Here is a 24780-nt window from a genome sequence, read left to right as displayed (position 1 = left end):
GTCAGAGTTGAATGTTTTTTCATCCTTCTGACTACTTTTGTATCACAGTCGACACAATAATAAAATGATTAAGTTTACCTTTTATTAACAAAATGTGACGATTGCATGACAGCGTGTGGTTTGCCCAATGAAAACGGCCAGTAAAAACCGGCCGTTTGTCAGATGCACTTATTTGGCGTGAACCAAATTAACTTTCCTTAAGTTGGTGCATTGGCGTTTCTGAAGCGATTAATGAGTTGCCGGGTAGAAGCGTCAAACGCATCGTCTTCTGCTTTACCCTGAATGCCGTCAAGAACCTGATTACCAAGTACTTTTCCTAACTCGACACCCCATTGATCGAAGGAGTTCACCTGCCAGATAACGCCCTGGACAAATACCTTATGTTCATACATTGCAACCAGCGCGCCAAGTGTTTGCGGATCCAGTTTTTCGAACAAAATTGTATTGCTGGGTTTATTACCGGGCATCGTTTTATGCTGTGCCAGTGCTTTGCGCTCACTTTCATCAGACACCTTACCTTCAAGATCAGCGTAGCATTCTTCGAAGGTTTTTCCTTGCATAAGTGCCTGAGTCTGACCAAAGCAATTCGATGCCAGCATGGCATGATGCGTGTCGTTCTGATTAGGCACATTCAGCGGCAGCATAAAGTCTGCGGGGATGACAGAGGTACCCTGGTGGATTAACTGATGGAAGCTGTGCTGACCATTTGTGCCTTCACTTCCCCAGATAACCGGGCCGGTTTCCCACTCAACCACATCGCCGTTCTGCGTGACCTGCTTACCGTTACTTTCCATATCAAGTTGCTGCACATAAGCTGGCAGTCCACGAAGATAATGATAGTAAGGCAACATGACGTGAGACTGTGCATCGAAGAAATTACGATACCAGACGCCGAGAACTGCAAGAATAACGGGCAGGTTGCTTTCAAATGGTGCATCACAGAAATGTTTGTCCATTTCATGGGCGCCTTCGAGCAAGCCTTTGTAGTTTTCAAAACCCAGTGATAGTGCGATGGGTAAGCCAATCGCAGACCACAACGAATAGCGTCCGCCAACCCAGTCCCACATGGGGAAAATGTTTTGTTCCGCAATTCCGAACTCAGTGGCTGCTTTAACGTTTGAGGATACGGCAACAAAATGTTTGGCGATATCTTCCTGAGTGCCGCCCTGTTCCAGGAACCAGGCTTTCGCACTTAAGGTATTCTGCAACGTTTCCTGAGTGGAAAACGACTTGGACGACATAACGATTAACGTTTCTTCGTGATCCAGAGACGTCAGCACATCATGAATGTGACAGCCGTCTACGTTTGCCACAAAGTGCACTTTAACGGCATCATGGGTGTACGGCTTCAGCGCCTCAGTCATGATTTTAGGGCCCAGGAATGAACCGCCGATACCAATGCTGACCACGTGTTTAACAGGTTTGCCGGTATAACCTTTGTGCTCACCGGAATGCACTGAAGCCGTAAAGGCTTCAATTTTGTCCAGCGTAGCCAGCACTTCCGGCATCACATCTTCACCGTCAACCATAACAGGCTTGCCACTGAAGTTACGCAGCGCTGTATGCAGTACAGCACGTTTTTCAGTGTTGTTGATGGTGTCACCGTCAAACATGGCTTTACGGTGAGTGTCCACGCCCTGTGCTTTCGCCAGTGCAAACAATTGTGCAAGCGCTTCTTCGTTAACACGGTTTTTTGAATAATCAATAAACAAACCACAGGCCTGCGCCTGCATGGTGTCTGCACGCTCAGGCTGCGCGTCAAACCAGTCACGCATGTGAGTCTTTTTGATGTCTTCTGCCAGCTTCGACAAATTAGCGAAAGCTGGCTGTTGGGTAAAATTTGTCATTGTTTGAATGTTTCCTGATACCAGCGAAGTTTATTGACCCAGTTTTTCTTTCAGCATGGTTTCCAGTTTTTCCTGGTCAGCTGCAAAGTTGCGGATCCCTTCTGCCAGCTTTTGTGTCGCCATGGCATCTTCGTTCATGTCCCAGCGGAAACCTTTTTCGTCCAGTTTCGTGCCCGGTGTTGCTGTGGCGCCTTCGTCTTTCAGTTTCACAGGCAGCGCTTCGGTGCTGTTTTTGAGTTCTTCCAGCAGATTCGGGCTGATGGTCAGACGGTCGCAACCGGCCAGCGCCTGAATTTCACCAATGTTACGGAAGCTCGCGCCCATGACTACCGTGCTGTAACCATGCTCTTTGTAGTAGTTATAGATGCGGGTTACTGAAACTACACCCGGATCTTCTTCTGCGGTGTACTCTTTCTTATCTGTGTTTGCTTTATACCAGTCAAGAATCCGGCCTACGAAAGGAGAAATAAGATAGACACCGGCTTCCGCGCAGGCACGTGCCTGTGCAAAACTGAATAACAGTGTCAGGTTACACTGGATCCCTTCCTGTTCCAGAATTTCAGCAGCCTTGATGCCTTCCCAGGTGGAAGCGATTTTGATCAGAATACGTGACTTATCGATACCTTCATCGTTGTACAGTTCAACCAGACGTTTTGCTTTAGCAATAGTCGCGTCGGTGTCGAATGATAAACGGGCATCTACTTCTGTAGAAATACGACCCGGGATTACGCCGGAAATTTCTTTACCGATAGTAACGGCAAGCTTGTCAGAGGCATCTGTTAACTGCTGAGCCGGATCCTGTGACTGTAATTTAGCCCATGCCACTGCATCGTCAATGTAACCCGCATATTCAGGGATACCTGCGGCTTTAAGTAAAAGAGACGGATTCGTCGTAGCGTCTACAGGCTCGTACTTTTTGATCGCTTCGATATCGCCGGTATCGGCAACGACGGTAGTGATTTCGCGCAACGCGTCTAATTGATTGCTCATCGTTTCTCTCTGAATGTGTGACCTAAATATAAATGAACAGCCCGCCACCGGAAGGGGGCAGACTGATTGAATATGTTGGTTGTAAACAACTGAATCAACCACTATGTAGGGTTTGTATGTCCGGACGGTTAAACCAGATCGAATTTAGTAAATTTATAACAGACTGGCGGGTTAAATAACACAGCAAAGCGCTAAATTATCCCGCTATAGCGTATAAACATAACGGTTTGACCCCAATCTGGCAGGTAAAAGGGCAAAAACGCGGGGCAGACCGTGATATTCTTTGCGCCGGAGTTTGATAAGCCCGATGAATATGTTACTGCGGTGTCTGATAGTAAAGAGGAAATTGAATTATGTTAGTTGTTGTTTCACCGGCTAAGAATCTGGATTTTGAAACGCCGGTGCCGGTAGCGTCGTTCACGCGGCCTGCCATGTTGACATCTGCTGAAGCACTGGTAGAGACCTGCCGGAAACTGACGCCGGCAGACTTGTCTTCTTTGATGAAGATCAGCGATAAACTGGCGACACTGAACGCCAACCGTTTTGACTCTTTCACTACCCCGTTTACCAAAGACAATGCACGTCAGGCGCTTTACGCCTTTAACGGCGACGTGTATACGGGCTTAGATGCTTATTCATTGTCTGAGCAGGACGTGGAATATGCACAGCAACATTTAAGAATGCTTTCCGGCCTTTACGGTCTGTTGCGTCCGCTGGACTTAATGCAGCCTTACCGCCTGGAAATGGGGACCCGCCTTGAAAATCCTAAGGGTAAAAATCTGTATGAATTCTGGGGAACAGATATCACCCTTGCGCTGAATAAGGCGCTGGAAGAGCAGGGCGATAATGTACTGATTAATCTGGCTTCAAATGAGTACTTCAAGTCAGTTAAGGCGAAGTCGCTGGACGGCATGATCATTACGCCACACTTTAAAGATAAGAAAAACGGTCAGTATAAGGTGATTAGTTTCTTTGCTAAAAAGGCGCGGGGATTAATGGCCAGATATGTGATTCAGAAACGTATTGAAGACGTAGCGGGCTTAAAGGCGTTCAGCGAAGCGGGTTATGTCTTTTCGCCAGAGCAGAGCACTGAAACGGATTTGGTATTTTTACGGGATGAGGCTGAATAAGCCTCACCCCGACACAGACACTTAAGCCAGTACTTTATTTAATGCGGCTGCACAGGCATCGGTTTCTTCCGGTGTACCCACGCTGATGCGTGACCAGGAATCATAGCCTGGCCACGTACGGCCAACTACTTTGATACCTTCATCTTTCATCTTCGCAGCAAACTGGTCGTGGGGCATGCCGGTATCCACGTAGATGAAGTTGCCCTGCGGATTTTTCGCGTAAGGACGACCCAGTTCTTCAGCAACTTTCGTCAGTTTAGTACGCTCGGTTTTGATGCGATCGCGCATGGTGTTCAGGTTTGCATGGTCATCCATACTCGCCATTCCGGCCACCAGTGCCAGATAGTTAACACCACCCATACGCAGTTTTCCGCCCAGAGATTTAGCCTGATCTGCCGGCATAATGGCATAACCTAAACGTTGTCCTGCCATAGCATGAATTTTTGAAAACGTACGGCAGATAACCACGTTATGGCCTTCAGCAACCAGCTTAGATTGCACGTTTGCCGGATAGGCATCAGACATTTCAATGTAGGCTTCGTCGATGAACACCTGCGCTTTTTTCGATACCCGTTTGGCAAACGCTGTCAGTTTGGCAGGGTCGACCATGCAGCCGGTGGGGTTGTTAGGGTTACACACGTACACAGCCGTGGTTTCGTCAGTAACTTCAGCTTCAATGGCATCTAAGTCGAAACCCATTTCTGAATCCAGAGGCACGTAGGTGACATTGGCACCCATATACTCGGCGCCTCGGGGAATACCTTCATAAGTGGCCATCGAGGTAACGAGGTTATTACCGTTTTCAGTTATCCATTCGGCATAACCGAATAAAATAGGTGATGAACCATTCGTAACAACAATTTGGTCTTCAGAGACACCTTCCTGCGCGGCAATTTTCTTTTTCAGCACATCGACAGTAGCATCTGTGTAACGGGCGAGATTAAAAAGTTCACCCTGCATCGCTTCAACGGCCTTCTGTGAAGGACCAAAAGCATTTTCATTCGAAGACAGACGAACCAGACCGTCATTAACATTTGGCGTTGCAGACGGGAAATGTTCAGTTTTCATTCCCGCTGCCTGCAGCTCTTTTACACCGGTATCGAAACAACCCGTAAGGGCAACTGCACCCGCACCTAAACTAAATGTTTTTAACCATTTACGGCGCGAAGCACCTTCAGCAGAAATGTTCCCGGTTAATTCTTCAGACATGAGTTCCCTCTTATTTTGGGTGGTGGTAGTTGAATGACCAGTGTTTTCTTGTTGTTATCACCTGGGTGTACGTACTCATGTAATGCAACAGATATTCCAGAAACCTGTGAGGCATGCCGGTGGGCTGCTAATGGAGGATAAAGCGCAGTTTAATAGCGGTGAAGTGCCGGTTACAGCACAAAAGTCAGTGGCAGACGTGGGCCGGCAATGCAGGAAATGTTCTAATCTGATGCGGCACTTGAACCAAAATGGTGAAAGGCTTATCAGTAATGGTAATAACGCTGGCTGTCTTTATATAAAGATGAAAGTGCGGATAGCGGAGAAGGGTTACTAAGAAAGATAATTGAAAGGGAGTCAAAGGCAGTGAAGAGTTGCCTCACTGCCCGTGATAGTGCTCAGCTAACAGGGGTTATAATTTAACAATCATTTTCCCTGTGTTCTTGCCGTCGAACAACATATTCAGGCCGCTCTGTGCATTTTCCAGCCCTTCAATGATATGTGCCCGGTATTTAATTTTACCCTGCTGCACATAAGGCGTGAGCTTTTCAAGCAATTGCGGGATCTCGCCCCAGTGATCAGGCATAGCAAACCCCTGAATGGAGACACGTTTTTTGATAAGCGGGATCCAGTTGGGGCCGGGGGAAGGGTTGTCAGACTGGTAATCTGCAATCATTCCGCAAACGACAATGCGCCCGTGCTCGTTCATCCGGTTAACGATAAGCTGTTGTACAGGGCCGCCGGTGTTTTCAAAAAATACGTCAATACGGTTGGGGGTGAGGGCATCCAGCTGCGCCTTCAGGTTATCCGTCTTGTAATTAATGGCGCCGTCGAAACCTAACTCGTTAACAATCCAGTCTGCTTTCTCATCGCTGCCCACAACGCCGATCACCCGTAATCCGTCAGCTTTAGCTAGCTGACCAACGATGGAGCCCACAGAACCGGCAGCGCCGGTTACAATCAGGGTTTCACCGGCCTCAGGTTTGCCGAACTTATATAACCCCGTGGTGGCTGTCAGACCGGGTAAGGCAAACACACACAGGGCCATCTCTTCGCTGATCCCGGGTTGTAACTTGTTGAAGCCCTTACCATCACTGACAAGGTATTCCCGCCAGCCTGTCATACCCATTACTTTGTCGCCTTCAGAAAAATCGGGATGGTTAGATTTTATGACTTCACCCACACCGCTGGAGCGCATTACCTCACCGAGCTCCACGGGCGGGATGTAACTTTCTCTGTCTTCACTCATCCAGCCCAGCATGGCGGGATCCAGCGACATATGCGTTTGTCTGATCAGTATTTCACCCTCACCGGGCATGGGAACCTGCTTTTGCTCTGTGCTGAACAGGGATGCGTCAATCTGACCTTTCACCGGACGTTTAACGAGTTTGATTTCTTTATATTCAGTCATAATGCCTCCTTTAATCGAATAGAAAGAGTGTGGGGATGAAATTTGCGCTTGCAATAGTCGCATGGGATAACGGAACAAATTGATGCGCTGAAGCCGGTGATTTGTGTATAGTTTCAAGCAATCAAAATCACCGGACAGGAGAGGGTATGTATACATTATACGGATTTGCTAAAACGCGTTCAGTGCGTGTGGCATGGGCACTGGAAGAGTTGGGCCTGCCTTATAACTATAAGTTTATAAACTTACGTAAGGGGGAGCATAAATCAGCAGATTTTCTCGCGCTTAATCCTGCGGGTAAAATTCCTGCGCTGATGACTGATTGCGGGCCAATGAGTGAATCTGCAGCTATCGTGACCTGGCTGATGGATAAGCATGGTTACGAAGAATTTATGCCTGTATTGGGTAGCAAGGCCCGTATGCTGTACGAACAGGCAATGGCATTTGTGATAACAGAACTGGAGCAACCGTTATGGAACAAGGCAAAGCATGACTTTGCATTACCGGAAACACAGCGACTTGAAGGCATGAAAGATGTCAGTATTTACGAATTCGGTGTGGCGCTGAAAGGGTTTTCTGCGTTGCTCGGAGACCAGGATTTCCTTACCGGACACATGTTCAGCGGAGTAGATATCGTCGCCGGACATGTGCTGTCATGGGCGAAAGGGTCTGGTATGGATTTGACGTTTGATAATGTGAAACAGTATGCAGAGCGGGTACTTTCCAGGCCTGCTTATGAGAAGGCCTGGCGAAACGAAAAAGCGCATATGCCCGCATCGCTGTAACGTCGCACTGACAGTTTGACGTCGGAGATTACTCGACGAACATCTCCTGCTGAAACTTAAGTGTCTGAACTTCATTGCCCCGCTGAATATCGACGTTGAAGCGAAAGGTTTCTCTGTCATTAAAGGAAAGCGGGGCAAGATAGTAAATCGCTTCGCCTTCTTTTACCCGTTTGAAATTCAGTGTTTTGCTGTTGCCTAAAAGGTTTCTCGCCTGACCCTTAACGGACACAACCTGAGCTTCTCCTGTTGTGCTGTCGAGCACCGAAATATTCACCAGCGCATTATATTTACTGCGCACAATGCCGTAATTCTGCGCGGTTTCCGGGGTGAAAAACGTGGTGTTCACTACGATGTAATGTACATCCCATTTTCCCAGCGTTTGTTTTTGTTCGGCTAATGCTGCAGGTACGGTACACAGTATAGTTAAGAGCAGGCAGAGGGCCGGCAGACGGGCAAGGTAGTTCACAGTGTCTTCACCAAATTCAACTAATCACACAAAATCAATACAGAAACAAAAAGGGTAGCGAAACCGCTACCCTTTTAAAACTTAGTATAAACCAAACGTATTTTGCAAAAGGATTTGCAGGAACTGTAATCCGATGATGGCTATCAATACCGATAAATCCAGACCGCCAATGGGCGGAATAATACGGCGGATAGGAGACAGAAATGGTTCTGTCAGTTGATACATCACGTACTCAATAGGATTTTGTCCCTGCGATACCCAGCTGAGGATGGCGCGGATAATCAGGATCCAGAACATCAGCGAGAGGGTTTCTTTCACTACGGTTAAAAACGCCAGCAGGATAATAGATGCCGGATTGATGTTTCCACTGCCAAACAGCATGACCAGCGTCACAAATTTCAGTGCCGCGACAAGCAGCGCTAGCACGAACGTTGCCGTATCAAAGTTACCGACAGACGGGATGATACGGCGAAGAGGCCCCACTATGGGGTGTGTTGCTTTAACGATAAACTGGCTGGCCGGGTTATAAAAATCTGCCCTTACCAGTTGTAACCACAATCGTAATATCACCACCATCAGATACAAATCAAACAAGGTACTGATAAGAAAGACCGACGCGTTGCTCATTAACTGTTTTTCCTGTGAAGCTTAAACTTAAAGTTGTTTCGCCATTTCTTCGGCTCTGTCGACTGCGGCACGCATGGCTGCGCTTACCGTGTCCTGCAAGCCTTTATCGATAAACGTATTGATCGCTGCAGCGGTTGTGCCGCCCTTAGAAGTAACCTGAGCTCTTAACTCGCTTAATTCAATATCCGGATTGTGACAAACCATTTCAGCCGCTCCCAGCATGGCTTGCTGAACCATGTTTCTGGCGGTCTGCGCATCAAAACCCATTTTCATGGATTCTTCCTGCATGGCCTGCAAGAACAGGAAGAAATACGCGGGGCTGCTGCCTGCGGCGGCGATGACGCCGTTAATGCCGTCTTCTTCCTTTACCCAAACCGTTTCACCCACTGCGCCCATGACGTCGTCAGCGTACTGGCGGTCTGCGCTGCTTACTGTGTCGTCAGCGTACAGGCCCGTCATACCTTTACCGATGAGACTTGGGGTATTGGGCATAATGCGCACCACCGGATAATCGCCACCCAGCATTTCCTGCAGGCGTGATACCGGCAAACCGGCTGCAATGGATAAAAACAGTTTACCGGACAGGTCGCTTTTTTCCTGTAAGGCGGCAAGCATGTCGCCCATCATTTGTGGCTTTACCGCCAGCACAATAGCATCGGCAAACTCACAGGCTTCATCATTCGACTGCGTGATCCGGATGCCAAACTCTTCCTGTAGTTTTTCCAGCTTGGGGGTTGAGGGATTACTGGCAAGAATATTGTCTTTGTCGTAGCCTGACTGGATAAGTCCGCTGATGATGCTGCGACTCATGTTACCTGCGCCGATAAATGCCAATTTTTTCTGTTGCATGAAAACCCTTATGTATTGCGTTTAAAACTCGTGAATAGCGACCCGGTCAATCAGTTACGCGCACCAAAAATAGCGCTGCCTACTCTGACCATGGTAGAGCCGTGTTCAATGGCGGCTTCAAGATCGCTGCTCATTCCTACGGACAGGGTATCAAAATCGCTCAGCTTTTGTTGATATTCCGCGAATAAATCAGCCAGCGTGGTCAGGGTTTGCGCCTGTTCTTCCTCGTCCGGAGAGGCTTTTGGTATCGCCATCAGCCCCCGCAATTTCAGGTTGGGCAACCCGTTGATAGTATCAATCAGGGCTGGCAGTGCATTGATCTGAATGCCTGATTTACTGTCTTCATCATCGATATTAAGCTGTATGCACACATTCAGTGGCGGCATGTGAGAAGGTCGCTGGTCGTTCAGCCGCCGGGCAATCTTTTCTCTGTCTACAGACTGCACCCAGTCAAAATGCTCTGCAACGACTTTGGTTTTATTCGATTGCAGCGGGCCAATCATATGCCATTCAATATCAGTGAGTGCAGACAGATGCTGAATCTTTTCAACGCCTTCCTGTACGTAATTCTCACCAAACAAACGTTGTCCCGCTTCATACGCCAGGTTTATATCAGATACCGGTTTAGTCTTGCTGACCGCTAGTAATTGCACGGATTTTGGAGGACGATGCGCATTGGCAGTAGCTTGTTCGATTCGCGATTGGGCGGATTTCAGTCGTTCTGCTATTGTTTGCATTAATCATCTGGTGTTTGGAGACGTGGTTGTGGATATTACCGAACTTTTGGCTTTCAGTGTTAAAAATAAAGCTTCCGATTTGCACTTGTCGGCAGGGCTGCCGCCGATTATTCGTGTCGACGGGGAAATGCGCAGACTGAATATCCCTGAGCTTGATCACAAGCAGGTACATTCGCTCATTTATGAAATCATGAATGACAAGCAGCGCAAGGAATATGAAGAGAATCTGGAAGTTGACTTTTCCTTTGAAGTAAAGGATTTATCCCGTTTCCGTGTTAACGCCTTTGTACAGAATCGTGGTGCTGCTGCGGTACTTCGTACCATCCCCAGTAAAGTATTATCACTGGATGATATTGCAGCCCCGCCCATTTTCCGTGACCTGATTGACCAGCCTACCGGCCTTGTTCTGGTGACCGGTGCGACAGGTTCGGGTAAAAGTACCACGCTGGCAGCCATGATTGATCACATCAATAACACCAAACGGGACCACATTCTTACCATTGAAGATCCCATTGAATTTGTTCATGAAAACAAGATGAGTGTTCTGAACCAGCGTGAAGTGCACCGCGATACACACAGCTTTTCTAACGCGTTACGTTCGGCGCTCCGTGAAGATCCCGACGTGGTGCTGGTGGGTGAGTTACGGGACCTGGAAACCATCCGTCTTGCGATGACTGCGGCGGAAACCGGTCACCTGGTATTTGGTACGTTGCATACCAACTCAGCGCCGAAAACCATCGACCGTATTATTGACGTTTTCCCGGCGGAAGAAAAAGCAATGATCCGCTCCATGTTGTCAGAATCATTACGGGCAGTTATTTCGCAAACCCTGATGAAAAAAGTCGGCGGTGGCCGAGTAGCGGCACATGAGATCATGGTGGGCATACCGGCAATCCGTAACCTTATCCGTGAAGACAAAGTGCCTCAGATGTACTCGGTTATCCAGACCGGTCAGGCGCATGGTATGCAAACCATGGATCAGGCACTGCAAAAACTGGTTGCATTAGGCGTCGTGAGCCATCAGGATGCAGCGGCGAAATCCACCGATAAAAATAAAATGATGTAGGAGGTAAAGGGTGAAACTGCAGGGGTATTTTGAGAAAGCGACAGAACTCGGGGCTTCGGATATTTTTATTACCGTAGGTTTCCCTGTCAGTGCCAAAATAGACGGGCAGCTGACCCCGTTAGGCGATGAGCCGTTATCTCAGTTTCAGGCCAAGGAACTGGTTCAGAGTGTGATGGAAGAACGTTACATCCGTGAACTGAATGAACTGAAAGAAAGTAACTTTGCAGTTGGTATTACTAATGTAGGACGTTTTCGTTGCAGCGCATTCTGGCAACGGGATTCCATAGGTATGGTCGCCCGCCGTATTGTCACAGAAATTCCTAAAGTGGATGAACTGGGACTGCCTGCGGTACTTAAAGATATTATCATGAGTAAACGTGGCCTGGTGCTGATGGTGGGAGCTACCGGTACCGGTAAGTCTACCTCGCTGGCGGCACTGATTGACCACCGCAATCACAATTCCAAAGGGCATATCCTTACTATTGAAGATCCCATCGAGTTTATTCACCGGCATGGTTCCTGTGTGGTAACACAACGAGAAGTGGGCATTGATACCATGAGTTTTGACGACGCATTGAAAAGCTCTCTGCGTCAGGCGCCCGATGTGATCCTGCTGGGCGAAATCCGCTCTATGGAAACCATGGAATATGCCATGTCATTTGCTGATACCGGCCACCTGTGTGTCGCGACTCTGCATGCTAATAATGCAAACCAGGCGATAGAGCGCATCATGCACCTTGCACCTAAGGAAATGCATAACAAGTTGCTGTTCGATTTGAGTTTGAACCTGAGGGCCATCGTTGCCCAGCAACTGGTGCCGAAAAAAGACGGCAAAGGCCGGGTAGCTGCTATTGAGATCCTGCTTAATTCCCCGTTTGTGGCTGATCTAATTCAGACAAACCGTACCGGTGAGTTAAAAGATGCCATGAAGAAAGGCAAAGAAATGGGCATGCAGACATTTGATATGGCGCTGTATGAATTGTTTAAAGAAGATCGGATCACCTATGACCAGGCCATTCATCATGCCGATTCACCGAATGATTTGCGTCTGATGATCAAACTGGACAGCAGTGAAGGCAATGAGCTGGGTTCTTTGTCCGGCGTGTCCATCGATATGGATGACTGACTCTTCCGATGCTGAAGTTATTTGGTCATGACGACCGTTTTCTGGTTCAGCAGGTTCGCTCTGAGCTGGATGTCGCCCGTATTCCTTACCTGGTAAAAAATGAATATGCCGGTGGTGCGGTGGGCGAACTTCCCTGGCAGGAAACACAAATGGAATTGTGGCTGCTTGATGAGCAGTGGTTCGGCAAAGCGAAGGGAATCGTTGATGCGCTTACCCCAAATAGTAATAAAGGGGAGAACTGGCAGTGTACCCATTGCGGGGAAGAGAACGAAGGGCACTTTTCACTGTGCTGGCAATGTCAGGCCGTGAAAGCAGAGCCGGCTTACTGACCGGCTTTCTCAGTACTGATTTTCTGCCCAACTGGTGAAAATCACGCAGGCAGAAACGCTGTCGACTTTATCTTTAGTCAGTTTCTTATAGCCACCTAATTCGAACAACATAGCTTTGGCATCCGCCGTAGACAACCGTTCATCCCAGGTCTCCACTTTTACGTTAAAGCGGCCGTGAAGGCGGTTTGCAAATCGTTTGGCCAGTTGCGTCACCGGTTGTTCAGTACCGTCCATATTCAACGGCAGCCCGACAATGACGAGATCCGGTTGCCACTCATCATAGATCCTTTTAACCTTTTCCCAGTCCGGCACACCATCCTGTGCTTTCAGGGCGGCAAGAGGAGAAGCTGTACCGGTTATCTCCTGACCAACAGCTACGCCAATACTTTTTGTGCCAAAATCGAAGCTTAAAACAGTCCGGCTCATATCAGGCGTGGCCAACCTGCGGCGTAAGCTGCCATACATCCACGCCCAGTTTCTTCACAGCAGACTGCCACTTCTTGTGTACGGGCGTATTGAACAGAATGTCTGTGTCGGCTTCCACCGTCAGCCAGGCATTTTCCTGCATTTCCTTCTCAAGCTGGCCGGCTTCCCATCCCGCATAGCCCAGCGCGATGATTGCATGCTCAGGGCCCTCGCTGTGACCGATGGCAGAGAGAATATCTTTTGAAGTGGTCACAACAACACCCGGTGCCATTTTCAAACTGGAACTCCAGTCACCGTCATCAGAGTGGAGCACGAAACCGCGCTCCTGACTGACCGGACCACCGGCCAGCACAATATGCTCTGACGTACTGTCGGCAAACTCCGTGTCTTTATCAGTTTGCTCAAGCAGTTCTTTCAGATTCATGTTCGATGGCTGGTTGATCACAATACCCATTGCGCCTTCACTGTTATGTTCGCAAATGTATGTGATAGACCGCGAAAAGTAAGGGTCTTCCAGTGACGGCATTGCGATCAGAAAGTGATTTTGCAAGGACTTCAGTTCTGTCATTCAACGTTACCTCAAAGCTGCCAGTTTAGTTTCTATGGCATCAAACAATTTACCCATAATACTGAAATCGAAATGGGCTTCAATTTCACGGACACAGGTGGGGCTGGTGATATTTATCTCTGTAATACGATCGCCAATCACATCCAGACCAACAAACAAAATGCGGTGCTCTTTCAGTACGGGCGCAATCGCGTTCGCCAATGCTTTATCAGACTCACTGACTGCCTGGGGACGCCCGGTACCGCCGGCTGCCAGATTACCCCGGGTTTCTCCCTTAGTGGGTAACCGCGCCAGACAATAAGGCATCACTTCACCGTCTACAATCAGAACCCGTTTGTCACCCTCTTTAATGGCCGGCAGATATTCCTGCACCATCATCTGTTGGGTCCCGTTTTTGGTCAGGGTCTCAATGACGACGCCCAGGTTATTACCATCGGGTTTTACCCTGAAAATCGATGCGCCGCCCATACCGTCCAGCGGCTTACAGATTATATCCTGATGTTCTGCGTGGAAATCTCTGACCAGTTGGGGGTTGCGTGTTACCCGTGTAGCCGGAATTAAATCCGGGAACCAGGAAGTAAATAACTTTTCATTGTAATCCCGCAGCGCCTGAGGATTATTGACTACCAGCGCGCCTCCGGCTTCCGCTAAAGACAGCATTTGTGAGGCATACAGAAATTCACTGTCGAAAGGCGGGTCTTTTCTCATCAGCAGAACATTGATATCTGCCAGTGCCATGGTCTCGCGGGGCGACAATGAATAGAAATCCTGTGCCTGGTCCCGTACGGTAACTTTACGCACGGAGGCCATTGGCTTGCCGTTATCCAGATAAAGATCGCTCATTTCCATATACAACAGGGTCGCGCCGCGTTTCTGCGCTTCCAGCATCATGGCAAAGCTGGTGTCTTTATGGGGTTTGACAGACGAGATAGGGTCCATCACAAAGCCGACTGAATAGCTCATCGGGTGATTCTCTTTTATGTAAACGGGGTAATACCTCTACTATGGCGTTGATATTGCTAAAATCAACACCTTTTCGCAGGTAATCATCGTGCTACACCGCGTTAGCCGGCGGTTTGTTCCGGAAAAGTGAAGATTATCTTGTTGCCGCCCGACTGGCGCTGCACGATTTGCATGGTTCCGCCAAGACCCGCGGTAATTTGTTGATAGCACAATGCCAAACCACCCGGTGCCGAATGCCGTCTGAGCAGAGTGGCTGCTGCGGGTCGCATGGCGTTGTGAATGGTGGTGCGCGGAATGGCCTGTCCTTCATCTTCAACAATGTACCTGATCATCGGGTAAGTGCCATTGCTTGTTTTTGATGCGGAAAGCCAGATTTTTCCTTCGTTACGGTTGGGGTAGCTGTGATGGCACACGTTTAAAATCAGTTCGTTGAGTATTTGTGTAAACGTGCCGGTAGCAATGGTGGAAGTACAATCCGGGTCGATGTCGATACAGGCTTTAATATCAATATGCTTCGCTGTGCTGGCAATGACAGAAAGCATGGTGCCGGTGGCTTTCGCCAGTGAAATCTGCTTCACCGGATTGTGAGTGATAAGGCTGATGTAACCGGATAATTCATCAAGTCTGCGAACCGCTTCGCCGAGCATGTCTGAACCGGCTCCGGTTGAGCGGTTTAATGCATTATAAAATTGATTCAGTTCTTTACGGGAGAGTTGTTTTAAACTCACATTTCTTTTGTTCTGTGCGGTAATCACTTTTTGGAAGGAAAAAGTGGTCTTTACCACGGCCAGTAACGCTTCTGTTTCTTTGATTAAACCCGATGCCATGGGGCGGAAGGTTTTAGGGAGCGGACAACTGGCAAGAATATGCTCAGCCTCTGCCATTTTCAGGGCCAGTTTTTCAGCGGTTTCTTTTAAATGCTTATTTTCTTCCTGCTGCTGAGAAACCTGCTTTTGTAAGATCCAGTTGGCGCTGTTTTTTCCTTGCTGATAATCACAGTAAGCAAAAATTTTACTCAGGTTTACCGCTACGGCCTGATAATGGGCAATGGTGTGGGGATCCGGAGTTTGCTTCTGACCGCCGGTGACCGCCAGAGTCCCGATACATTTATTTTCACGGATCAGCGGGAATGACCAGCAACTGGTGATCCCGACTTCTGCCATTTCCGGTGAAAAGTCCTTCCAGTTCGGATGGGCTGCAATGTTATCGATGAAAAAGGGCTGGCCTGTTACGGCCGCCGGCCCGCAAGCGCCTTCCTTTTCACACAGTTTCATTTCGTGAATGGCGCGAATAAAATGCTCAGGCAGAGATGGGGCGGCTAACAGGGATAAGCTGCCGGTTTGCGGTACAACCTGCATGACTGCAAAACGGTAACTGTTGGTGTGCTGTTCCAGAAATTGTAAGTAGAAAGTCACCACCTTCGCCAGAGGCTGACCGTCGAGAATACGTTCAAGGCAGGCACTGTAGACCTGATCTAAATTCAACCTGCCGGAGGCGATGGCCGGATTACCGGCGGAATGTACGAGATACATAAGCTTTTTATTGTTTTTCTGGCTTAGTTATTTTTTAACCTGTTTTAGCATACAAAACAAGTATGACGTTTATAAGTCTCCATGCTGGGACTGTAGAATAGTAATGGCAGCAAGGGCTGCTGTTTCTGTTCTTAATATGCGCGGGCCCAGACTGACAGAGGTATAGCCGCTTTCATTTGCCTGATGAATTTCCTGCTCAGACAAACCACCTTCCGGTCCGATAAGCAAACGAAAGCCTTTTGATGAATAGGGCGTTTTTACCAGCGGTGAATCTGCGCCCGGGGCTAATATTAAACGAACAGCCTGAGTCGGACTCGCCAGCCATTGATTCAGTGTTACCGGCGCATTGAGTACCGGAACAACATTACGTCCGCATTGCTCACAAGCACCGGTGACAATTTTTTGCCATTGCTGAATTTTCTTTTCCCAGCGCTTTTCATCCAGCTTCACTGCACATCGTTGTGTCAGTACCGGTGTGATTTCAGTAACACCCAGCTCGACACTTTTCTGTAAAACAGTATCCATGCGGTCGCCTTTCGACACACCCTGACCCAGATGAATTGGAAGAGGTGACTCTTTACCGATGGTCAGGCAGGCGTCAGTTTCAATGACAACCTGTTTGCGGTTCACTGCGATAATCTGGGCACTGTACTCATTACCATCGCCGTTAAACAGTACGACGGGATGATTCGCTTTAAGTCGCAACACCGTGGCAACATGGTGTGCAGCGTCATCATTAAGCAGAAACTCTTCGTCCAGAGGAATATTACCGGGGTGGTACAGGCGGGGGATTCGCATCGTGATATCACTATAACTTCAGTTTTATAAGCGTTATATGATAGCGAGTTTGCGGGTGCAGACGCAATGTCTGCACCGCAGTAAACGGGGGAATTTAGTTAACCTGAACGCTGTTCGGACGGGTTTCTTTGGAAATTTTACTTAAATCCGTCGCAGCACCGCTCTTTCGGGCGTGAACAGTATTTTTACCTTTGTCAGAGGTGAGGGCAAAACCCAGGATGAAGAGAACAATCACAAAAAGAACAGATAGAAAGAACATTTTAAAATCCCTTAGTTTAGCAAACCGGTACTTGGCGATAGCTAAATAACCAGATACGTCATTACGTCTTACATCCAACATCGGATCCTGATGTTGTAAATCCATACGAAAGAAGTCACTTTCTTCCGGTATTCTGGTTCGTATTTCCTGCCACTGAGCGGCTTGTAAGCCGAAAAGTGATGACTGAATATAGACTAAAATCTGCGAATTTCCAGCCTTTCCCGATGCCGGATTTATTCAATTTTGTTATTAGCACTAAAATCAGTTGGTTAAAGAAACACGTTGTCGAGCATTCATCGCGCTGTTTTTTTCACGCACTGCAAACTTTACGTTGATGCGATGACAGAAATATTATCGTCAGCTTATAAGTGTTTCATCATCTGAAATTATACCATTGTATAACGCAGAAAGCAGACCAGTGGCATTGCATGAACTACCGCAATATTGCTATCGTATCGCCGCACTGTGCAACGATTCGCGCATTAACAAAGGAAACAGAAATGGAAGAAACTTTATCAATGTTTACTGCTTCAGATATTGAACGGTATATTAATACATACGCTATTCCCTGGGCGATCAACATCGCGATGGCAATTGCTATCTTCGTTATTGGACGAATCATTGTCGGTATACTGCTGTCTGTATTCCGTCGTGTGATGGCAAAATCTAAATATGACGAAATGCTTATCAATTTTGTAGAGTCGATTGTCTCTGCAATACTGATGTTGTTCGTTATTGTGGCATCACTTGACCAACTGGGCGTGGATACCACCTCTCTTGTTGCTATTGTGGGTGCAGCCGGTTTAGCTATCGGTTTATCTCTGCAGGATTCTCTGAAGAATTTCGCAGCCGGCGTTATGTTACTGGTATTCAAGCCGTTCAAACAAGGCAACTATGTTGAAGCCGCAGGTACTGCCGGTGTCGTTCAGAAGATTGGTATTTTCCACACTGTGATGACGTCCCTGGATAACAAAGAAATCACTATTCCGAACGGTAAGATTTACAGCGACAACATCACTAACTACTCTGCAAAAGACACCCGTCGTTGTGATATGACGTTCGGCATCGGCTACGATGATGATCTGCTGAAAGCTAAGCGCATTTTGCAGGAACTGGTAGATGAAGAAACCCGTATTATGAAAGAACCAGCCTGCTTAATCGGCGTGGCTGAATTAGGTGACAGTTCCGTTAACTTTACTGTTCGTCCGTGGGTGGCTGCCGCCGATAACCTGGCCGTACGCCTGGCCTTCACTGAAGCGGTGAAACTACGTTTTGACGCGGAAGGTATTTCTATTCCTTATCCGCAAATGGATGTGCACTTTTTCAAAGAAGCTGACAAAACAGTATCTGCGAAAGAATCAGCATAATTCTGTTTAGTATTCTGAGTACTTAACACTGATACTAAAAACCCCCTTTTTCGAAAGGGGGTTTTTTATTGGTGCCCGTCGGGTCAGCTCCTGACACCTTCACTGCGTTTGGCAGCTACTTACAGGAAGGGCGTTTAGCTGTTCCCTGATAATCCGTCATGGCAGCCTGCATGTTGGCCTGCAAGTTTTCAATACGGCTTTGCGGAGCAGGGTGAGTGGAAAGAATTTCTACCGGACGCTGACCGTTGCTGGCGGCATCCATGTTCTTCCATAACTCTACTGACTCCCTGGGATCGAAGCCTGCCTGCGCCATCAGTGCCAGGCCGATAAGATCGGCTTCAGACTCGTGGGCACGGGAGAAGGGCAGCGTAATCGCAACCTGTGAACCCATGCCAATAGCCGCCATAATCGCACCGCTGTATGCCACCTGGTTTGCTTCAATTGCCGTTGCTACGGCTTGCGTACCCAAGTTTGTCAGTGTGGAAGTCGACATACGCTCGTTACCATGATGAGCAATAACATGGCCGATTTCGTGTCCGATAACGGCTGCTAACTGGGACTGGGTTTTCGCCACATTGAGCAAGCCGGTATAAACACCGATTTTACCACCGGGCAATGCAAAGGCGTTGACCTGGTCATCCTGAAAAACCACCACTTCCCATTCGCCGTTAAACACCGAGTCCGGTACCAGCGGCGTCAGCGATTTTGCAACACACTGAACGTAGGTATTCTCTACCTGTTTACTGGAAACCTTCAGTTCCTCTTTCATACTTGAAAACGCCTGACCGCCCATTTCGGCCATTTGTGTTTCAGAGTACAACAACACCTGGTTGCGCCCGGTCGGGGATGTAGCACATGCGCTCAGCACACTTGCCAGTCCCGCCACTGCGAGCACCTTCATCCGTTGTTTCATTTGTGTCCCTCTTCTGCGTTTTTTCATTGCTTAATACTAATTAAGTGCCTGTTAAAAAGCCACTGGCAAAGGTTAACTACGAAGCGGTAAGCGAAAGAGTTTTTATTGTTAAGCAACGGTTCAGCTTTGTTGTGGGAAAGTGTTCAGACAACAAATGAAGGGAAGATAAGATGACATAAATTCGTCATCTCCCTGACTTATTGCTGTCATACCGTTTCCTTAGGTTATTGAAATTTTGTTGTATGCACACTCAGCCGCATGCGACGTATTTCAATAATAACTTCTAAAGGAAACAGCATGTTGATGCAAAATAAATTTAAACTGGGATTACTGGCGTTGGTGGTATCTGCCGCTCTGACAGGGTGTAGTTTAGATGGCGAGGACGGTGCCGACGGTGCACAGGGCCCTCAGGGTGAACAGGGCGAAACCGGGAGTGATGGTCAGGACGCCACAACAGGCGTCGCACTGGAAGTTGTTGGTCGTGCAGTTGTCGGCGGGGCCGGTGCTGCTGAAATTGTGCAGTATCATGCAGGTACTCAAACCGTTTATGCGACCAACGGTGAGTCAGATACCATTTCTGTGATCAGCATTGCAGAACTCACCGGAGATGCCCTGGAAGCGCCGGTTACCTCTACCAACCTCACTAACACATCAATCGAATTACCTGTTGAAGCAGACGGCACAGCGCTGGCCGGCCTTACCAGCATTGCCGTTTCCGGCGACTTGCTGGCTGTCGCTATTCCCGCAGATGAAAAAGCTGAAAACGGCTTTGTTCTTTTCTACAACGGCCTTGATGCCGGCGAGCCGGTTTTCCTTTCCGCTGTTGAAGTTGGCAACCTGCCTGATAATGTTGTTTTCACTCCGGATGGTACAAAGGTACTCACTGCGAACGAGGGCGAACCGTCAGATGATTACACCATTGACCCTGAAGGTTCTGTAAGTGTTATCACTGTCACAGACGGTGTCCCGGCAGACACTGCAACAACCCTTACATTTGAAAGCTTCAACGGCCAGCAGGCAGAGCTTGAAGCCATGGGCATGCAGTTCCCTAATCCGTCCGGCCGTACTATAAATGGTGTTGCCATTAACACCACAGTCGCTATGGATTTAGAGCCTGAGTACATCACAGCCACCGATTCTGTTGCTTACGTTACCTTGCAGGAAAATAACGGTGTCGCCGTGGTTGATCTGGAAGCCATGACTATCAGCATTATCGGACTGGGCGTAAAAGACTGGAGTCAGTACCAAATTGACGTGCAGGAAAATGGTGAAGTCAGCTTTGGTCAGTACGAAGGTCTGTATGGCGTTTATATGCCGGACACAATCACCAGAACCACGTGGAAGGGGGCAACTTTCCTGCTGACTGCAAACGAAGGTGATGCCCGTGAGTACATTTTCAGTGCAGATGATGAAACATCCTGTCTGGCTGCCGGAGGTCTGGAGTTTGACGACGGTGACTGTCTGGCTTACACCGATGAAGTTAAAGTCGAAGATCTCACTGCCGCAACAAATTCAGAGCTGGCCATGTTGCAGGCAAACGGTGAAGCTGATGATCTGCGGGTGACGCTGGGTATGGGCGATGCCGATGGTGACGGTGAATATGATGCAGCATATACGTATGGCGCACGTTCTTTCACTATCTGGGATCAGAACGGCCAGGTTGTATTTGATTCAGGCGACGATTTTGAACGCATTACCGCCTCTGTACACGGTGCAGCGTTTAATAACGGTGATGATGAAAATGAAGGCGACAGCCGCTCCGAAAATAAAGGGCCTGAGCCGGAAGCCATTACCACAGGTACACTGGGCGATCGCACTTATGCCTTTATCGGTACTGAGCGTATGGGAGGCATTTTTGTTTACGACATCACGAATCCTTACGATGTCAGTTTCTCTGAATACGTGATAAACCGTGATTTGACGGAAGGGCTGACGGCTGATGACAGTATTGGTGATCTGGCGCCGGAAAGTCTGGTATTTATCAGCCCGGAAGACAGCCCTACCGGTGAAGCTTTACTTGTAGTGGGTAACGAAGTCAGTGGCTCAGTCTCACTGTGGCAGGTAACTGCTAAATAAAGCTTCTGCCTCTTTATACCTCTTCAGAAAGCCTGAATGCATTAGCATTCAGGCTTTTTTGTTTGTCAGAAGTCCGATGACTTTTGGGTCTCAAACGGCTAAGCTACGAAAAAACGAGAGAGTTATTCATGACTAAAAAAGTTGTTATCAGTGGTGTCGGCCTGTGGACACCTGAACACGTAATCACTAACGAAGAACTCGTCGCCAGCTACAACGCCTACGCAGACAAGTTTAATGCAGAAAACGCGGCACAAATTGATGCCGGCACTGTTGCTGCCAAACCTCATTCCAGTGCAGAGTTCATTGAAAAAGCGTCCGGTATAAAGCAACGCTACATCTACCGTAAAGAAGGCGCGCTGGATGTTGAACGCATGCGCCCGGTCATTCCTGAGCGGCAGGACGAAGAGTTGTCCCATCAGGGGGAAATTGCTCTGGAGGCTGCGAAGAAGGCGCTGGCAGCGGCGAATAAATCACCGGAAGACATCGATGCGGTGATCGTATCATGTGCTTATACACAACGGGCTTATCCTGCCATTGCTATCGAAGTGCAAAACCAACTGGGTATTAAAGGTTTCGGTTTTGATATGCTGGTTGCCTGCTCGGCGGCCACATTTGGCATGCACCGCGCATGGGAAATGGTGGCATCCGGCAACGCCCGTGCCGTGCTGGTTATCAATCCTGAACTGGTGTCACCTCAGGTAAATTACACCGACCGTGACAGTCACTTTATTTTCGGTGATGTGGCAACGGCCACGGTGGTAGAAAGCGAAGACACCGCAAACAGCGACCATGTATTTTCGGTGCTGAGCACAAAAGCGGTGACATCGTTTTCAAATAACATCCGTTCGAACTTTGGCTACATCAGCCGCGCTCACGATGTTGATCCGTACGGTGAAGACAAATTATTTCACCAGGCCGGCCGTAAAGTATTTAAAGAAGTATGCCCGATGGCTGCTGACCATATTGAGGCACACCTTGCCAGTCACAGTTTTACGCCGGCAGATGTACGCCGCTGGTGGTTGCACCAGGCCAATATCAATATGAACCTGTTAATTGCTAAGCGTCTGTTAGGGCGGGATGCGACGGCAGATGAAGCGCCAATCGTACTCGACCGTTACGCTAATACGGCATCAGCGGGCTCAGTCATCGCATTTGCATTGCATCATCAGGATCTTCAGTCCGGTGACGTGGGCGTACTGTGTTCTTTCGGTGCCGGATACTCCATCGGAAGTTTAGTTATTCAAAAGCAATAAGTTGCCGGAAATAGGGAAGTTATGATTTCAGATATTGGTTACGGCCTGAATGCAGCAGGCTATCTGGTTCTGCTGCTGTTGTTATTCACAGTCCGTAAATCCGGTCTGGCGAAGCACTTGCTGGTGCTCGCCACGATGGCAACCATGGTGTGGTCACTCAGTTTCGTCACCAGGCTTACCGGTCCGGTTTCCGGTCCGCATTTGCTGATAGCAGACACTCTCAAGCAAATGGTGTGGTTATTATTCATTGCCGGCTGTCTGCAGGATAACTTCAATAATCTCTGGCAGGTGCTGCGCAGGCCGGCGACGATGGTGATCCTCACGCCGCCGGTACTGGCGTTATTTCTTCCTTTTATTTCTACAATTCCTCACTCCTGGCAGTTTCTCTTTCTTACCGTGTTATCACTGGAAGTACTTATTCTGCTTGAAGTTTTATTCAGACAGGCGGGTGAAAATCAGTGGGCGTATAAACCGCTGGTGCTTTACCTTGGCGCCATGCACCTGTTCGAATTTGTGATGTACGCCAATGCCACTATGGTCACAAAAATCGAGTTGGTCTACGTGGTATCAAGAGGGTATATCTATTTACTGATGATGCCGCTGCTGGTGGTTGCTATCCGCCGCATCAAGCATTGGGGCGTTGATATATTTATCTCCCGTGAAGTGGTGCTGCACAGCTCCCTGCTGCTGGTGGCCGGTATCTATTTGCTGGTAATGGCACTGGCCGGTTATGTGGTGAATTACATCGGCGGCAACTGGAGTTCCACGATTCAGACTGTGCTGGTGGTACTGTCTCTGGCACTGCTCATCACAATGGTCCTGTCGAACAGTTTCCGTACGCGGATAAAAGTATTCATCACCAAGCACTTCTTTGCCAACCAGTTTGATTACCGGGTTGAATGGGTGAAGCTGACTCAGGCTCTGTCTTCGTCAGAAGCTGATGCAGCGCCGGATGTTTATGGCAATGCATTGCGGGGGGTGCTGGGTGCCATCAACTATGAAAACGGCACACTGGTTAAAGCCACGGGTATCGATTTTGACGTGGTGGCCAATGTAAACAGCGAAGGAATATCGGCAGACGAAATTAAGATCCTCAAGCAACTTATGCCATTCTGTCAGCAAACCAACTGGCTGGTTGATGTGGATGAGTATGCATCAAAGCCCTTTGAGTACAATGGCTTGCTGCTGGACAGAGAGGCGCTGAAAGGTTGTCGCTTTCAACTGGCACTGCCACTTTTAAATTCAGAACAAATATGGGGCTTTGCCCTGCTAAAAACAAAAGACAGTGAGGCACTGACACTGAACTGGGAAGTCCGCGATTATCTTAACGCTGTGACTGAACAGGTTGGTACATACTTACTACACCATGAAGCCGCCAATGCCGTGGCAGAGAACGCACAATTTGCTGCTTTCAACCGGATGTCAGCGTTTGTACTTCACGATTTAAAAAATGTGATGGCGCAAATCGACCTCATTCTTTGTAATGCCGAACAACACAAACATAACCCTGAGTTTATTGAAGATACCTTTGAAACTCTGCATTATACTAAGGCGCGCATGGATAAAATGCTGCGTCAGCTCACCGAGAAAAAGGTCGATGAGCCCGGTGTGTTCTCAGCGCACACACTCTCTGATTTAACCGGTAAGCTGATAGAAACCCGTTGTCAGTCGCTTAAACCAGTACCTGAACTGGTGGTGGAAAGTGAAGAAAAGGTAGTGGTCGATCCTGAGAAATTCAGTAATGTGATGTACCATCTAATCAGTAATGCACAGCAAGCCACCGGCGATGACGGTTTTGTCCGTATAACGCTGGAAAGTGACCTGGCCGGTCAGCGCCAGATTGTACGGATTGAAGACAATGGCTGTGGCATGGATGAAGCATTTATTGAACAACGGTTGTTTAAGCCGTTTGATACCACAAAAGGTAACGCGGGCATGGGTATCGGTGCCTATGACGCAAAAAATTATATGCAGTCTATTGGCGGCAAATTGTCGGTAGAAAGCGAAACAGGAAAGGGAAGTTGTTTTACCCTGGTGTTCCCGCTGGATTAACAGATTT

At 48.3% G+C, this 24780-nt stretch carries 24 protein-coding genes; 9 read left to right on the top strand and 15 right to left on the bottom strand.

Annotated elements, in window-relative coordinates; translation table 11 throughout:
* Positions 1-197: 197 nt before the first annotated feature.
* Together pgi and tal are read right to left on the bottom strand one after the other, a co-directional pair.
* Positions 198-1847: a glucose-6-phosphate isomerase gene (gene pgi, locus ACXAG2_RS11430; protein WP_474867084.1), complete on the bottom strand. Its 1650-nt coding sequence runs from the start codon at positions 1845-1847 to the stop codon at positions 198-200.
* Positions 1848-1877: 30 nt separating this feature from the next.
* On the bottom strand, positions 1878-2837 hold the full coding sequence (tal, locus tag ACXAG2_RS11425) for a transaldolase (protein ID WP_474843025.1): 960 nt from the start codon (positions 2835-2837) through the stop codon (positions 1878-1880).
* A gap of 353 nt (positions 2838-3190) precedes the next feature.
* On the opposite strand from tal, the gene yaaA reads away from it, so the two are divergent.
* Positions 3191-3967 carry a peroxide stress protein YaaA gene (gene yaaA, locus ACXAG2_RS11420; RefSeq protein ID WP_474843023.1) on the top strand — a complete coding sequence of 259 codons (777 nt, stop codon included), beginning with the start codon at positions 3191-3193 and terminating at the stop codon, positions 3965-3967.
* 21 nt (positions 3968-3988) lie between these two features.
* Here yaaA and ACXAG2_RS11415 read toward each other — a convergent pair whose 3' ends face one another.
* Both ACXAG2_RS11415 and ACXAG2_RS11410 read right to left on the bottom strand, forming a co-directional pair.
* Entirely contained in the window at positions 3989-5176 is a 1188-nt protein-coding gene (locus ACXAG2_RS11415) for a pyridoxal phosphate-dependent aminotransferase (protein ID WP_474867082.1), read from the bottom strand.
* A gap of 409 nt (positions 5177-5585) precedes the next feature.
* Positions 5586-6584 (bottom strand): NADP-dependent oxidoreductase, encoded by a 999-nt coding sequence (locus ACXAG2_RS11410; protein WP_474867079.1) that lies wholly within the window; start codon positions 6582-6584, stop codon positions 5586-5588.
* Between the two features lie 146 nt (positions 6585-6730).
* Between ACXAG2_RS11410 and ACXAG2_RS11405 the strand changes: the two genes are divergently transcribed.
* The gene (locus ACXAG2_RS11405) at positions 6731-7366 is read left to right on the top strand and encodes a glutathione S-transferase family protein (protein WP_474867077.1); all 636 of its coding nucleotides are present in this window, start codon (positions 6731-6733) and stop codon (positions 7364-7366) included.
* A 28-nt stretch (positions 7367-7394) separates the two neighbouring features.
* Here the strand turns inward: ACXAG2_RS11405 and ACXAG2_RS11400 are convergent, their stop codons facing one another.
* The 4 genes from ACXAG2_RS11400 to ACXAG2_RS11385 all read right to left on the bottom strand — a co-directional run bounded on the left by ACXAG2_RS11400 (position 7395) and on the right by ACXAG2_RS11385 (position 10045).
* On the bottom strand, positions 7395-7799 hold the full coding sequence (locus ACXAG2_RS11400) for a DUF4426 domain-containing protein (RefSeq protein WP_474867256.1): 405 nt from the start codon (positions 7797-7799) through the stop codon (positions 7395-7397).
* Positions 7800-7913: 114 nt separating this feature from the next.
* A complete protein-coding gene (locus ACXAG2_RS11395) occupies positions 7914-8459 on the bottom strand; it encodes a YggT family protein (protein WP_119502229.1) in 546 nt (181 codons plus the stop codon).
* Between the two features lie 27 nt (positions 8460-8486).
* Positions 8487-9308, bottom strand: coding sequence for a pyrroline-5-carboxylate reductase (proC, locus tag ACXAG2_RS11390; protein WP_474867074.1), 822 nt, complete (start codon positions 9306-9308; stop codon positions 8487-8489).
* 50 nt (positions 9309-9358) lie between these two features.
* Entirely contained in the window at positions 9359-10045 is a 687-nt protein-coding gene (locus ACXAG2_RS11385) for a YggS family pyridoxal phosphate-dependent enzyme (protein ID WP_474867072.1), read from the bottom strand.
* A 28-nt stretch (positions 10046-10073) separates the two neighbouring features.
* On the opposite strand from ACXAG2_RS11385, the gene ACXAG2_RS11380 reads away from it, so the two are divergent.
* The 3 genes from ACXAG2_RS11380 to ACXAG2_RS11370 are packed head-to-tail and all read left to right on the top strand — an operon-like array spanning position 10074 to position 12566.
* Positions 10074-11111 (top strand): type IV pilus twitching motility protein PilT, encoded by a 1038-nt coding sequence (locus ACXAG2_RS11380; protein ID WP_119503450.1) that lies wholly within the window; start codon positions 10074-10076, stop codon positions 11109-11111.
* A 10-nt stretch (positions 11112-11121) separates the two neighbouring features.
* Positions 11122-12237 (top strand): PilT/PilU family type 4a pilus ATPase, encoded by a 1116-nt coding sequence (locus ACXAG2_RS11375; RefSeq protein WP_119502226.1) that lies wholly within the window; start codon positions 11122-11124, stop codon positions 12235-12237.
* Between the two features lie 8 nt (positions 12238-12245).
* Positions 12246-12566, top strand: coding sequence for a putative signal transducing protein (locus tag ACXAG2_RS11370; RefSeq protein ID WP_303572837.1), 321 nt, complete (start codon positions 12246-12248; stop codon positions 12564-12566).
* Positions 12567-12575: 9 nt separating this feature from the next.
* On the opposite strand, the gene ruvX is transcribed toward ACXAG2_RS11370, so the two are convergent.
* The 6 genes from ruvX to ACXAG2_RS11340 form a co-directional block, all read right to left on the bottom strand.
* Entirely contained in the window at positions 12576-12992 is a 417-nt protein-coding gene (gene ruvX, locus ACXAG2_RS11365; RefSeq protein ID WP_119502224.1) for a Holliday junction resolvase RuvX, read from the bottom strand.
* Position 12993: 1 nt separating this feature from the next.
* On the bottom strand, positions 12994-13560 hold the full coding sequence (locus tag ACXAG2_RS11360) for a YqgE/AlgH family protein (protein WP_119502223.1): 567 nt from the start codon (positions 13558-13560) through the stop codon (positions 12994-12996).
* 6 nt (positions 13561-13566) lie between these two features.
* Entirely contained in the window at positions 13567-14523 is a 957-nt protein-coding gene (gene gshB, locus ACXAG2_RS11355) for a glutathione synthase (RefSeq protein ID WP_474867069.1), read from the bottom strand.
* Positions 14524-14624: 101 nt separating this feature from the next.
* Entirely contained in the window at positions 14625-16055 is a 1431-nt protein-coding gene (locus tag ACXAG2_RS11350) for a sensor histidine kinase (RefSeq protein ID WP_474867067.1), read from the bottom strand.
* Between the two features lie 69 nt (positions 16056-16124).
* The gene (locus ACXAG2_RS11345; RefSeq protein ID WP_474867064.1) at positions 16125-16853 is read right to left on the bottom strand and encodes a 16S rRNA (uracil(1498)-N(3))-methyltransferase; all 729 of its coding nucleotides are present in this window, start codon (positions 16851-16853) and stop codon (positions 16125-16127) included.
* 94 nt (positions 16854-16947) lie between these two features.
* Positions 16948-17217: a hypothetical protein gene (locus ACXAG2_RS11340; protein ID WP_474867061.1), complete on the bottom strand. Its 270-nt coding sequence runs from the start codon at positions 17215-17217 to the stop codon at positions 16948-16950.
* 395 nt (positions 17218-17612) lie between these two features.
* On the opposite strand from ACXAG2_RS11340, the gene ACXAG2_RS11335 reads away from it, so the two are divergent.
* A complete protein-coding gene (locus ACXAG2_RS11335; protein ID WP_474842992.1) occupies positions 17613-18479 on the top strand; it encodes a mechanosensitive ion channel family protein in 867 nt (288 codons plus the stop codon).
* Positions 18480-18594: 115 nt separating this feature from the next.
* Here the strand turns inward: ACXAG2_RS11335 and ACXAG2_RS11330 are convergent, their stop codons facing one another.
* Positions 18595-19392, bottom strand: a complete 798-nt coding sequence (locus ACXAG2_RS11330) for a M48 family metallopeptidase (RefSeq protein WP_474867059.1) — start codon at positions 19390-19392, stop codon at positions 18595-18597.
* Positions 19393-19689: 297 nt separating this feature from the next.
* On the opposite strand from ACXAG2_RS11330, the gene ACXAG2_RS11325 reads away from it, so the two are divergent.
* From ACXAG2_RS11325 to prsK, 3 genes are all read left to right on the top strand, one after another.
* A complete protein-coding gene (locus ACXAG2_RS11325) occupies positions 19690-21468 on the top strand; it encodes a choice-of-anchor I family protein (protein ID WP_474867056.1) in 1779 nt (592 codons plus the stop codon).
* Between the two features lie 128 nt (positions 21469-21596).
* On the top strand, positions 21597-22721 hold the full coding sequence (locus ACXAG2_RS11320; protein WP_119502215.1) for a beta-ketoacyl-ACP synthase III: 1125 nt from the start codon (positions 21597-21599) through the stop codon (positions 22719-22721).
* 21 nt (positions 22722-22742) lie between these two features.
* Positions 22743-24773 (top strand): XrtA/PEP-CTERM system histidine kinase PrsK, encoded by a 2031-nt coding sequence (gene prsK, locus ACXAG2_RS11315; RefSeq protein ID WP_474867053.1) that lies wholly within the window; start codon positions 22743-22745, stop codon positions 24771-24773.
* Positions 24774-24780: the final 7 nt, after the last annotated feature.

Source organism: Alteromonas sp. ABH4_456 (genome assembly GCF_056160645.1).
This window is presented reverse-complemented; position numbering and strand designations above follow the sequence as displayed.